The sequence below is a fragment of the Kitasatospora sp. MAP5-34 genome, assembly GCF_029894335.1.
Taxonomy (GTDB): domain Bacteria; phylum Actinomycetota; class Actinomycetes; order Streptomycetales; family Streptomycetaceae; genus Kitasatospora.
Genome location: NZ_JARXZC010000016.1, coordinates 86177 through 98362 on the forward strand (window position 1 = coordinate 86177; position 12186 = coordinate 98362).

At 73.3% G+C, this 12186-nt stretch carries 10 protein-coding genes; 4 read left to right on the top strand and 6 right to left on the bottom strand.

Annotated features, from left to right (window positions below; all coding sequences use genetic code 11):
• Window positions 1-79 precede the first annotated feature (79 nt).
• Together P3T29_RS15805 and P3T29_RS15810 are read left to right on the top strand one after the other, a co-directional pair.
• The gene (locus P3T29_RS15805; protein ID WP_280717086.1) at window positions 80-670 is read left to right on the top strand and encodes a TetR family transcriptional regulator; all 591 of its coding nucleotides are present in this window, start codon (window positions 80-82) and stop codon (window positions 668-670) included.
• A 70-nt stretch (window positions 671-740) separates the two neighbouring features.
• Window positions 741-1865, top strand: coding sequence for a low temperature requirement protein A (locus P3T29_RS15810; protein WP_280717087.1), 1125 nt, complete (start codon window positions 741-743; stop codon window positions 1863-1865).
• A gap of 15 nt (window positions 1866-1880) precedes the next feature.
• Here P3T29_RS15810 and P3T29_RS15815 read toward each other — a convergent pair whose 3' ends face one another.
• Window positions 1881-2381, bottom strand: coding sequence for a MarR family transcriptional regulator (locus P3T29_RS15815; RefSeq protein ID WP_280717088.1), 501 nt, complete (start codon window positions 2379-2381; stop codon window positions 1881-1883).
• 174 nt (window positions 2382-2555) lie between these two features.
• On the opposite strand from P3T29_RS15815, the gene P3T29_RS15820 reads away from it, so the two are divergent.
• Together P3T29_RS15820 and P3T29_RS15825 are read left to right on the top strand one after the other, a co-directional pair.
• Window positions 2556-3533, top strand: a complete 978-nt coding sequence (locus P3T29_RS15820) for a saccharopine dehydrogenase NADP-binding domain-containing protein (protein WP_280717089.1) — start codon at window positions 2556-2558, stop codon at window positions 3531-3533.
• Between the two features lie 5 nt (window positions 3534-3538).
• Entirely contained in the window at window positions 3539-4282 is a 744-nt protein-coding gene (locus tag P3T29_RS15825) for an MBL fold metallo-hydrolase (RefSeq protein ID WP_280717090.1), read from the top strand.
• A gap of 39 nt (window positions 4283-4321) precedes the next feature.
• On the opposite strand, the gene P3T29_RS15830 is transcribed toward P3T29_RS15825, so the two are convergent.
• Genes P3T29_RS15830 through P3T29_RS15850 form a run of 5 tightly spaced genes read right to left on the bottom strand, consistent with a single transcriptional unit; the run spans window position 4322 to window position 12093 of the window.
• Window positions 4322-5707 carry a nitrate/nitrite transporter gene (locus P3T29_RS15830; protein WP_280717091.1) on the bottom strand — a complete coding sequence of 462 codons (1386 nt, stop codon included), beginning with the start codon at window positions 5705-5707 and terminating at the stop codon, window positions 4322-4324.
• On the bottom strand, window positions 5704-6111 hold the full coding sequence (gene nirD, locus P3T29_RS15835; protein ID WP_280717092.1) for a nitrite reductase small subunit NirD: 408 nt from the start codon (window positions 6109-6111) through the stop codon (window positions 5704-5706). Before nirD ends, P3T29_RS15830 begins: the two co-directional genes overlap by 4 nt.
• Window positions 6108-8693, bottom strand: coding sequence for a nitrite reductase large subunit NirB (gene nirB, locus P3T29_RS15840; protein ID WP_280717093.1), 2586 nt, complete (start codon window positions 8691-8693; stop codon window positions 6108-6110). The genes nirD and nirB overlap by 4 nt, the downstream gene beginning before the upstream one ends.
• Before the next feature lie 11 nt (window positions 8694-8704).
• Window positions 8705-9916, bottom strand: coding sequence for an FAD-dependent oxidoreductase (locus P3T29_RS15845; protein WP_280717094.1), 1212 nt, complete (start codon window positions 9914-9916; stop codon window positions 8705-8707).
• On the bottom strand, window positions 9913-12093 hold the full coding sequence (locus P3T29_RS15850; protein WP_280717095.1) for a molybdopterin oxidoreductase family protein: 2181 nt from the start codon (window positions 12091-12093) through the stop codon (window positions 9913-9915). The genes P3T29_RS15845 and P3T29_RS15850 overlap by 4 nt, the downstream gene beginning before the upstream one ends.
• Between the last annotated feature and the right edge of the window lie 93 nt (window positions 12094-12186).

Consider the following 12186-nt stretch of genomic DNA (forward strand, 5'->3'; position numbering starts at 1 on the left):
CACTCCTCACCTCGCCCCGGTCGGTCCGGGGCTCTGAACGCCTTGACAGTGCCAACCTCCGTCTCCATATTCAATGTTGATGAATAAATTACGAGGTCGTCCACGGGGCAATCCCCCCACCAGGGCCCGGATCGCCGAGGCCGCCCGGGGCCTGTTCCTGCGACACGGATACCGGGGCACCACGCTGCGGGCGATCGCCGCCGAGGCCTGCGTCGACTCGGCACTCATCAGCTACCACTTCGGGTCCAAGCAGGGCCTGTTCGGCGAGGTCACGCAGTTGCAGTGCGCCGAATCGCTCGCCCTGTCCACGGTTCTGGCGGGCGACCCGGCGGGTCTGCCCGACCGTCTCCTGCGGGCCGTCACCGACCTCTGGGACGACACCGAGTTCAACCGGCTGGCCGTCCAGAACGAGGACGTGATGCGGGTGTTCAGGGAGTACCTCGAGAGCGAGGTGCTCGGTCGGATCGCTGAATATCTCGGTGGGCCGGACGCGACCGAACGGGCCATCGCCGCCGTCACCGTGATCGGCGGCCTGATCTTCACCAGGTACCTGAACCCGCTGCCCGCCACCGCCCGCCTCTCGGCCGCCGACGTGCACCGCATCCTCGGTCCGACCCTGCGGGTGGCGCTGCAGAGCCGCCCCCGGTACGCCCTGGCCGGGCGGCGCTGACGTCGCGGGCGGCGGAGCGTCGTGGGGTGTGTGCGCCCGGCCTGGCCGGGCGGTCTGGAACACTCTCGGCGTGACCCGATCGAAGAAGGTGCCCGAGCCGGCCAGGAACGTGCCCGGACCGGCCGAGAGCGTACGACCGTTGGAGCTCTTCTTCGATCTGGTCTTCGTGTTCACGATCACCCAGATCGCCTCGGTGCTCGCCGCCCGGCCGACGGCGCAGGACCTGGCCCGGGTCATGGTGCTGCTGGCCCTCACCTGGTGGATGTACGCCGGTTACGCCTGGCTCACCAACTCCCTGGATCTGGAGCGCACCCGGCCCCGGTTGCTCCTGCTGACCGGGATGGCGGGGTTCTTCGTGATGTCGCTGGCCGTGCCGAGGTCGTTCGAACCGGGCCCGTGGGGCCTGGTGTTCGGGATCGCCTACCTGGTCGTGGTGCTGGTCCACACGGTCGGCTTCCTGGGGACCTCGGGCCGCGCGGGCATCACCCGGGTCGGTCCGCTCAACCTGACCAGCGCGCTGATCCTGGTGGCGGCCGGTGCCGCCCCGGACCGGCTGCGGCTCTGGATCATGGCAGCGGCCTGCCTGCTTCAGCTGCTGGCGCCGTTCATCACGGGGGTCGGGGGTTTCACCGTCGGGGTCGGGCACTTCGTCGAGCGGCACGGTCTCGCCGTGATCATCCTGCTCGGCGAGTCGATCGTGGAGGTCGGCACGGCCGCCACCGGACAGTCGGACGTGCTGGTGGTGGTCGTCGGTTCGCTGCTCGCGCTCGCCCTCACGGCGGCGATGTGGTGGCTGTACTTCGACCGCGAGGAGCGGGAGAGCGAGCGGCTGCTGCACCGCATGCCGCCGGAGCGCCGGGCCCGGGTGGCGGTGTACGCGTTCGGCTACGCGTACTACGTCATGATCCTCGGCATCGCCGTCACAGCGGTCGGGATGCAGGAGGCGATCGACTCCTTCGACGGCCCGATGCACGGGCTGCCGGCCGGGCTGCTGCCGCTGGGCGCGGCGCTCTTCCTGTTCGGCCTCGCGTACTTCCGTCGCAGCCTGGCCGGTACCTGGCCGGTGGCCCGGCTGCTGGGCGCCGTCGCGGTGGCCGTCGGCGCGCCCGTCGCGCGGTGGGGCGGCGGGTGGCAGGCGCTCGCCGTCACCACGGCGGTGCTGGTGGGCCTGGTGCTGGCGGAGCAGCGGCCGTAGCCGACCGGTACTCCGTCAGGGTTGGTCGGGGAAGCGGGTGCGGATGGCGTGGCCGCCATGGGTGCCGTCCAGGAGTGGGCGCAGCAGGCGGACCAGGGTGTCGGCGTCCTCGCCGGAGAGCACTGCTGACATGCCGTCGATCAGCCGGTCGCTCGCCTCGCCGAGCCGGGCGGCCAGGCCTCGGCCCGCGTCGGTGAGATCGATCAGCACGGCGCGTTTGTCCTGCTGGTGCGGCGCGCGGTTGACCAGTTCGCGCTGGACCAGCGAGTCGACCAGGCGGCTTGGGCTGCCCTGTTCGCACACCAGCAGCCGTCCGAGGGCGGCCAGCGTCAGCGGCCCGTGGCCGGCCAGCACGTCGAGCACCTCGGCCTGGGCGGGTGTCAGCCCGAGGTGGCGCAGCGCCTCGCCGAGCCGGCGGCTGCCTTCGCGCTGGGCCGCGAGGATCAGGTAGCGCAGCTCGTGGTGGGCGGTCCGGTCGGTCCGGGCGGGGTGATCGGGGCGATCGGGTGAGGTCACGGGCTGTCCTTCGGGCGGGTGAGCTGCGGGCCCGGCCAGTCTATCAATGACGCAACATTGATGCTGTGACATCGATACCGTGACATTGATGATGAAACATCGATGTGTAATCATCAATGTCACGTCACCGTTTCTGTGCGGTGCCCGATCGACTCCTGCGGTAAGGAACAGCTCATGCCCAGTGACTTCGTGGTTCTCGGCGCATCCGGTACGACCGGTGGCCTGATCGCCGAACAGCTCGTCCGGCTCGGCGCGAGCGTGGTGCTCGCCGGCCGGGAGGCCGGCCGGCTGGTGCAGCTCGCCGAACGGCTCGCGCCCGGCGATCCGTCGGTGTCCACCCTGGTGGTCGACCTCGCCGACCCCGACCCCGCCGCCGTGCGGGCGCTGGCCGGTGCGGGCCGGGTGCTGGTCAACACCGTCGGCCCGTTCACCCGGCTCGCACCCCCGGTGGTCGCCGCCTGCCTGGCCGCCGGGACGGCGTACGTCGACCTCGCCAACGAACGCGCCGCCGTGCGGGCCGTGCTGGACCGCGACGCCGAGGCGCGCGAGCGCGGCGTAACGCTGGTCACCGGCGCCGGGTTCGGGCCGGCCCTCACCGAGTCGCTGCTGCTCGCCCTGCTCGCGGAGGGCGTCCGCCCGGCCGGGGTGGTGGTCGCCTTCGCGGCTCGGAGCGCGTACGAAACCGAGGGCGTGAAGGGCAGCGTGGCCGAGGCCGTCGCGGAGGGCGGCACAACGTACCGGAACGGCGAGCTAGTCCGCGCTCCGTTCGGCGAGGGGGCCACCTCGCTGCACTTCGGCGGCGCCGCGCGCCAGGTCGTTCCGGCGCCGCTCGGTGATCTGGAGGCGGCGCTCGGGGTCACCGGCGCGCCCGACGTCACCGCGTACCTCGCCCGGAGCGGCGGCGATCCCGAGGACGCCCGCTCCTACGCGTACGCCGAGATCACCGACCCGGAGGGCGTGCGCCACCTGGCCGAGCTGAGCACCGGCGAGGGGTTCGCCGTCACCGCCGCGATCGCGGCCGAGACCGCCATCAGGGTGCTCGCCGGTGTGCGGCCCGGAGCCTGGACGCCCGGTCGGCTGCTCGGCACCGACCTCGTCACCGGCCTGCCCGGTACCTCCGTCCGCGTGCTCGCGCCGCACCAGGGCCGGTGAGCACCGTGCCCGCTCCCACCTCGCACCGGCTCGGTGACCGACTCGTCAACTTCTACCTGGTGGACACCGGATCGGGTCTGGTGCTGGTCGACGCCGGGCTGCCCGCGCACTGGAACAACCTGCTCGACGCCGTGACCCGGCTCGGCCACCGGCTCACCGACATCGCGGCCGTACTGATCACCCACGGCCACCCCGACCACACCGGCCTGGCCGAACGCGTCCGCGCCGCCTCCGGCGCGCAGGTCTGGGTGCACGAGTCGGACGCCCCGATCCTCACCGCGCCCCGGCGGCTCGGCAAGGTCTGGCAGCCGGAGCGGTCGGTGCTGCCGTACGCGATCCGCCGCCCCGGCAGCCTGCGCGCGCCGCTGCACCTCGCCCGGAGCGGGGCGCTCCGGGTGCCGCCCGTACGGGAGTTCCACACCTTCCGGGGTGGCGAGCAGCTCGACCTCCCGGGCAGTCCGCTGGCGCTGCACACCCCCGGGCATACGAACGGCAGCACCTCCTTCCTCTTCCCCGGGTCGTCCGTCGCGTTCACTGGCGACGCCCTGGTCACCCACGACTCGGTCGGCGGCCGTACCGGGCCCTGCCTGATCTGCCGGGCGTTCACCCAGGACAGCCGGGCGGCCCTCGACTCGCTCGACCGGCTCGCCGAGCACGACATCCGGACCGTCCTGCCCGGCCACGGCGACCCGTGGACCGACGGGCTGGCGGCCGCGGCCCGGCAGGCGGCCGCGGCCGGCATCTGCTAGCGGCACGGTGGTAGCGGCGGTCAAATGGCTGACGGGCCGTCAGACTTCGGGCAGCCGGTGCGCCGAAGGACGGACGTAGACGGCCCAGGTCAGGGCGGAGCAGACGGCGTACGCCGCGAGGAAGGCCAGGTAGGCGGCGTCGCCGTTGTGGCTGGTGAGGAAGGACTGCCGGAAGGCGATGTTCACCAGGACCCCGCCGAAGGCGCCGACCGCGCCGGCCAGGCCGATCAGCGCCGAGGCGCGGCGGCGGGAGTCGAGTTCGGCGGTCGCGGGATCGAGGCCGGCCGCGATCGCGGTCCGGGCCTTGGCCTGGAAGATGGCCGGGATCATCTTGTAGGTCGCGCCGTTGCCGAGGCCGCTCAGCACGAACAGGGCCACGAAGCCGGCCAGGAACAGCGGCAGCGACTTCGACCGCGAGGCGGCCAGTACGAGTCCGGCGCCCCCGGCCATCGCCACGAAGGTCCCGAGCGTCACCCGGGCCCCGCCCCAACGGTCGGCCATCCTGCCGCCCACCGGCCGTACCAGCGAGCCCAGCAGCGGGCCGAGGAAGGTCAGGTACGCGGCCTTCACCGGGGTGTCGAACTGGTGCGGGAACTGCACCTGCAACACCTGTCCGAAGGCGAAGCCGAACCCGATGAACGACCCGAAGGTCCCCACGTAGAGCACCGACATCACCCAGCTGTGCGGCTCGCGGGCCACCTCCCGCAGGGCCCGCCGGTCGCTGCGCAGCGCCGTCAGGTTGTCCATCCGCAGGGCGGCGCCCAGCGCGGCCAGCACGATCAGGGGCAGGTAGACCAGCGGTACCAGTCTCGGGTGCGCGGCACCCGCCGTGGCCAGCACCAGCAGCCCGAGCAGTTGCACCACCGGGACGCCCAGATTGCCCCCGCCGGCGTTCACGCCGAGTGCCCAGCCCTTGAGGCGCTGGGGGTAGAAGGCGTTGATGTTCGCCATCGAGGAGGCGAAGTTGCCGCCGCCGACCCCGGCCACGCACGCCACGGCCAGCAGCGTCCCGTACGAGACGCCGGGGCTGAGCACCAGCCCGGCCAGCACGGTCGGCACCAGTAGCAGCAGCGCGCTGAACACCGTCCAGTTGCGCCCGCCGAACCGCGCCACCGCGAAGGTGTAGGGCAGCCGCAGCAGTGCGCCGAGCGCCGTCGGCAGCGCGGTGAGGGTGAACTTGCCTGCGGCGTCTATGTGGTAGCGCGGGCCGAGGAAGAGGACCAGCACCGACCAGAGGCTCCAGACCGAGAAGCCGATGTGCTCCGACAGCACCGAGAACACCAGGTTGCGCCGGGCGATCCGGGCGCCCGCCTCCTCCCAGAAGGCGCGGTCCTCCGGCCGCCAGTCGTCGATGCCCCGGGAGGTGCTCCGGGAACGGCTGGTGGCGGGGCCCTTGGTCTCGTCCGGTCTCGCGACTGTGCTCATCGGTGGCTCCCGGCCTGGTCGGTGTCGCGCGGGCGGTGCGAGCCTCGGACCGGCCAGACCCGGAGGACGGCCCGGCCGCCGTCGGGGGCGGTCTCCTCGTCGAGGCAGCGGCCGTCGCGCAGGTCGAAGACCTGCTTGTACATCGGCGAGGCGACGGTCGGGGTGTCGCCCCGGCTGCCGACGATGCCGCGCGAGAGCACGTACGTGCCGCTGAACGGGTCGCGGTTGTCGACGGCGTACAGCGTTCCGGCGCGGTCGCGGAAGACCGCCACCTGGTCGCCGTCGAGCAGTACGGCCACGCCGCGCCCGGGGATCAGGTCGTCGTACGCGCAGACGTGCTGCCAGCGCGAGCCGTCGTGGATCTCCACCTTCAGGTCGTTCACGTCCTGCACGTCGACGGTCATGCGGTGCGTACCTCCAGTCGGGGTCCGGCGATCAGGGCCGGGGTGAGGTCGGTGAGGGTGAGCCCGTGCTCGCCGGGGCGGGCCGGACGGATCTGGCCCCGCTCGGGGACGAAGGTCACGGCGGGGTCGGGGGTGCCGGGCGCGTTGACGAAGGACGCGAAGCGCCGCAGTCGGTCGGGGTCGGCCAGGGTGGCGGCCCACTCGTCCTGGTAACCGCCCACGTGCTGGGCCATCAGGGCGTCCAGGTCGGCGCAGATGCCGAGTGAGTCGTCCAGCAGGACCGCCCGCAGGTGGTCCAGGCCGCCGTCCAGGCGCTCCAGCCAGGCGGCGGTGCGCTCCAGGCGGTCGGCGGTGCGGATGTAGAACATCAGGAAGCGGTCGATGGTCCGGATCAGCGTCTCGCGGTCCAGGTCGGTGGCCAGCAGGTCGGCGTGGCGCGGTGTCATCCCGCCGTTGCCGCCGACGTGCAGGTTCCATCCCGTGGAGGTGGCGATGATGCCGAAGTCCTTGCTCTGCGCCTCGGCGCACTCGCGGGCACAGCCGGAGACGGCGGACTTGAGCTTGTGCGGGGAACGCAGTCCCCGGTAGCGCAGCTCCAGTTCGATGGCGAGCCCGACCGAGTCCTGCACCCCGTAGCGGCACCAGGTCTCGCCGACACAGGACTTCACGGTGCGCAGCGACTTGCCGTAGGCGTGCCCGGACTCGAAACCCGCCGCCACCAACCGCTGCCAGATCGGCGGCAGTTGGTCCACGCTCGCGCCGAACAGGTCGATCCGCTGGCCGCCGGTGATCTTCGTGTAGAGGCCGAAGTCCCGGGCGATCTCGCCGATGGTGATCAGGCCCTCGGGGGTGATCTCGCCGCCGGGGATGCGCGGCACCACCGAGTACGAGCCGTTGCGTTGCAGGTTGGCGAGGAAGTGGTCGTTGGTGTCCTGCAGCGCGGCCTGTTCGCCGTCGAGGATGTGGCCGCCGCCGAGGCCGGCGATGATCGAGGCGACGGTCGGCTTGCAGATGTCGCAGCCCTCGCCGCTGCCGTGCTGCTCCAGCAGGTCGGAGAACCTGGTCAGGCCCTTGACCCGGACGATCTCGTAGAGCTCGGAGCGGGTGTGCGCGAAGTGCTCGCAGAGGCCGGTGTCGACGTTGACACCGGCCGCCGCCAGCTCCTCGGTCACGATGGTGCCGAGCAGTTTGACGCAACTCCCGCAGCCCGTACCGGCCTTGGTGCACTTCTTGACCTCGGCGACGCTGCCGCAGCCCTGTTCGGCGAGGGCGGCGCGGATCGCGGCCTTGCTGACGTTGTGACAGGAGCAGACCACGGCGTCGTCCGGCAGCCCCACCGGCGCGCCCGGGGCGAACCCGGCGGGCAGGACCAGCTGTTCGGGCGCGGTCTGCAGCGGCTTGCCGCCGATGGTGAGCGGGCGCAGCAGGCCGTACGCCTCGGTGTCGCCGACCAGTACGCCGCCGAGCAGCGCGCCGTCCGTCCCGATGACGAGCTTCTTGTACACGCCGGCCCGGCTGTCGCTGTACAGCACCTCCAGCGCGCCCTCGGTCGCGCCGTGCGCGTCGCCGAAGCTGGCCACGTCCACGCCCAGCAGCTTGAGCTTGGTGGAGGTGTCGGCGCCGGTGAACCGGCCCGGCTCGCCGGCCAGCGCGCGGGCCGCCGTCTCGGCCATCGCGTAGCCGGGGGCGACCAGGCCGTAGACCCGCCCGTCCACGGCGAGCGCGCACTCGCCGATCGCCCAGACCGCCGGGTCGTCGGTGCGGCAGCCCTCGTCCACCACGATCCCGCCGCGCTCGCCGACGGCCAGGCCGCAGGCCCGGGCCAGCTGGTCGCGCGGGCGGACCCCGGCGGAGAAGATCACCAGGTCGGCGCGGAGCTCGCGGCCGTCCGAGAGCGTCATGGCCCGTACCCGGCCGTCGGCGGCGGTCTCGACGCGCTGGGTGCCGGCGCCGGTGTGCACCGCCACGCCCAGCTCCTCGATCTTGCGGCGCAGCAGCGCGCCGCCGCCCTCGTCGACCTGGAGGGCCATCAGCCGCGGCGCGAACTCGACCACGTGGGTCTCCAGGCCCATCGCCCGGAGCGCGCCCGCCGCCTCCAGGCCGAGCAGCCCGCCGCCGACGACCGCGCCGACCTCGGCTCCGTCGGCGTCGGCGCGGATCGCCTCCAGGTCCTCGATGGTGCGGTAGACGTGGCAGCCGTCGGCGTCGTGGCCGGGCACCGGCGGTACGAAGGGGTACGAGCCGGTGGCGAGCACCAGCGCGTCGTAGCCCAGGGTGTGCCCGGCGCGGGTGGTGACCGTCCGCGCGGCGCGGTCGATCTCCGTGACCGGGTCGCCGAGGCGCAGCTCGATGCCGTGCTCGGCCAGGAAGCCGGGCGGGCAGAGCGACAGCTCCTCGGCGGAGGTGCCGGAGAACCAGGAGGTGAGCTGGACCCGGTCGTACGCGGGCCGGGGTTCCTCGGCGAGCACGGTGATCCGCAGGCCGGTCGCGCCGGGCTGCTCGACCAGGGCCTCCAGGAAGCGCTGGCCGACCATGCCGTGTCCGACCAGGATCACGTCCCTCGGGCGGCGGTATGTCGTCATCCTCGGACTCCTCAGGTGGTGGAGGTGAGCAGGTGCAGGGGGTGGTCGGTGAGCGGGTCGTCCCGCTCGAAGGCGCCGGCCAGCGCGCCCACGGTGGCCAGGTCGCCGAGCAGGATGCCGCCGACCAGCCGGTCGCCGCGCAGCACGACCTTCTTGTAGCTGCCCCGGGTGGCGTCGGTGAGCCGCAGCACGTCGAGCCCCGGCTCGGCGGTCTCGTCCACCTCGCCGAAGGCCGCGTACTCCAGCCCGCCCGCACTGAGCCGGGCCAGCGGGCGCGAACCGGTGTAGCGGGCGTCCGGGTCGGCGCCGGAGAGCCGGGCGGCCAGTACGTCGGCCTGGTCCCAGGCGGGCGCCGACAGGCCGTGCACGGTGCCCCGGTGCTCGGCGCAGTCACCGATCGCGTGGGTCCGGGGCGCGGACGCGGCCAGCCGGTCGTCGACCAGCACGCCGGTACGGACCGCCAGCCCGGCCGCGTGCGCCAGCGAGGTGCGCGGCCGCACGCCGCAGGCGAGCACGACCAGGTCGCAGTCGAGCACGTACCCGTTGGCCAGCTCGACGCCCTCGACCCGGCCGGAGCCGCGAACGGCCCGGGCGCGGTTGCCGAGGTAGACCTCCGCGCCCAGCCCGCGCAGGCCGCCGCGCACTGCCGCCGCAGCCTCCGGATCGAGCTGACGGTCTATCAGATATGGTCCCTGGTGCACGATCTCGACCAGCAGCCCGAGTGCGGCCAGCGCGCGGGCGACGCTCACGCCGAGCACGCCGCCGCCGACCACCACGGCGCGGCCGGCCTTGGCCGCGTCCGTCGCCAGCCGGGCGCAGTCATCCAGGGTGCGCAGCAGGTGCACGCCGTCCTTGAGGCTCGTCCCGTCGCCCTGGCACCGGTTGCGGACGGGCGGCAGCACCGGGTTGGCGCCGGTGGCCAGCACCAGTTCGTCCCAGGTCTCGGCGCCGCCGTCCGCGAGCCGCAGCGTCCGGGTGGCGAGGTCGAGGCCCACCACCTCGCTGCCGAGCCGCACTTGGGCCCCGCCGACCGGCAGTGTGACGGCCTCCGCGTCGTAGCGGCCGGTCAGTACGTCGGCCAGCAGCACCCGGTTGTACGGGGGACGCGTCTCGGCGCCGTAGATGGTTACCGAGCCGGTGCCGCCGAGCGCGGCGTACCGCTCCGCGAAGCGCGCCCCGGCCATCCCGCCGCCGACCACCGCGATACGTTCGCCGCTGCTCATCGGACCTTCTTCGGGTGTGCCGGCCGGGCGGCGTGTGCTTGTCCGGCCGGCTGCGTCTGCCGGGCCGGCTGTGCTTGTCCGGCCGGCTGCGTCTGCCCGGCCGCCTGCGCCCGCTCGACGCGGACCGCGCAGAGTTTGAACTCGGGCATCTTCGAGGTCGGGTCGAGGGCCGGGTTGGTCAGGCTGTTGGCGCGTCCGGCGCCGGACCAGTGGAACGGCATGAAGACGGTGTCCGGCCGGATGGCCCCGGTGATCCGCGCGGGCGCCACGGCCCGGCCCCGGCGGCTGGTGACGGCCAGCAACTCGCCTTCCGTGACGGCCAGTCGACGGGCCAGCTGGGGGTGGAGTTCGACGAACGGGCCGGGTGCGGCCTCGTTGAGAGCCTGGATGCGGCGGGTCTGGGCGCCGCTCTGGTACTGGGCCAGGACGCGGCCGGTGGTGAGATAGAGCGGGTAGTCGGCGTCCGGTTCCTCCGCCGCCGGGCGGTGCGTGACGGCGGCGAAGCGCGCGCGGCCGTCCGGCGTGGCGAAGCGGTCGAGGAACAGCCTTGGGGTGCCGGGGTGTTGCTCGTCGGGGCAGGGCCAGAAGACGCCGTCCTCCGCGCGGATCCGTCGGTAGCTGATGCCCGCGTAGTCGGCCTGGCCGCCCGCCGAGGCCCGGCGCAGCTCCTCGAAGACCTGCTCCGGATCATCGGAGAACTCGCCCTTGCCGCCCAGGCGTTCGGCCAGTTCGCGCAGCACCCGCAGGTCGGTGCGGACGCCCTCCGGTGCGGTGAGGGCCTGTTGGCGCAGGATCACCCGGCCCTCCAGGTTGGTCGTCGTGCCGGTCTCCTCGGCCCACTGGGCGGCCGGCAGCACCACGTCCGCCAGCTGGGCGGTCTCGGACAGCACGAGGTCGCTGACGACCAGCAGGTCCAGCGCTCGCAGCCGTTCGGTGACGTGCGTCGCGTTCGGCGCGGAGACGACCGGGTTGGAGCCCATCAGCAGCAGCGCGCGCACGCCGTCGGGCTGCCCCAGGCTGTCCAGCAGCTCGTACGCCGACCGCCCCGAGCGCGGCAGGCTGTCCGGCTCGACGCCCCAGACCCCGGCGACGTGCGCCCGGGCGGCCGGGTCCTCGATCGAGCGGTAGCCGGGCAGTTGGTCGGCCTTCTGGCCGTGCTCGCGTCCGCCCTGACCGTTGCCCTGGCCGGTCAGACAGCCGTACCCGGAGTTCGGACGGCCCGCCTTTCCGGTGGCCAGGCAGAGGTTGATCCAGGCGCCGACGGTGTCGGTGCCCTTGCTCTGCTGCTCGGGCCCGCGTGCGGTGAGCACCATGCCCGTCGCCGCCCGGCCGAACAGCGTTGCGGCCTCGCGCAGTCGGGCGACGGGGAGGCCCGTCAGCCGTTCCACCCGCTCCGGCCAGTGTGCCATCGCCGCCGCGCGGGCCGGCTCGAAGCCGGACGTCCGGGCGTCGATGAAGTCCTGGTCGAGCAGACCGTCGGCGATCACCAGGTGCAGTAGCCCGAGCGCCAGCGCCAGATCACTGCCGGGCCGCAACTGCAGGTGCAGATCGGCCTGTTCGGCGGTGCGGGTGCGGCGCGGGTCGACCACGATCAGCTTGCCGCCGCGCTCGCGCAGCTCGCGGAAGTAGCGCAGCGCCGGCGGCATGGTCTCCGCCGGGTTGGCGCCGACCAGGATCAGGCAGTCGGTCTCCGGGATGTCGGCCAGCGGGAAGGGCAGTCCCCGGTCCAGGCCGAAGGCCAGCCGGTGCGCGGCGGCGGCCGAGGACATGCAGAAGCGTCCGTTGTAGTCGATGTTGGCCGTACCCAGCGCCACCCGGGCGAACTTGCCCAGCAGATAGGCCTTCTCGTTGGTGAGCCCGCCGCCGCCGAAGACCCCGACGGCGTCCGCGCCGTGCGTACGCCGGGTCGCGGCGAGTCCCTCGGCCACCCTGCCCAGCGCCTCGTCCCAGCCCGCCGCGCGCAGCGGGCCGGCGGGCCGTTCGCGCAGCAGCGGCGTGGTCAGCCGGGCGCCCGGGGCGAGCAACGCCGCCGCCGACTGCCCCTTGCCGCAGAGCGCCCCGAGATTGACCGGGAAGTCGGGCCGTTCCACCACCTCGACCGCCGAGCCCTCGCCGTGCAGGCGCATGCCGCACTGCAACGAGCAGTACGGGCAGTGGGTGTCGGTCGTGGTTGTCATGGTGACGACCCTGACCGGTGGGGGTTTCACCGCAGGGTCACCCGTGTTGCGCCTGAGGTACGCGCCGCTCACACCCCGGGTGGGCCGAGGTGT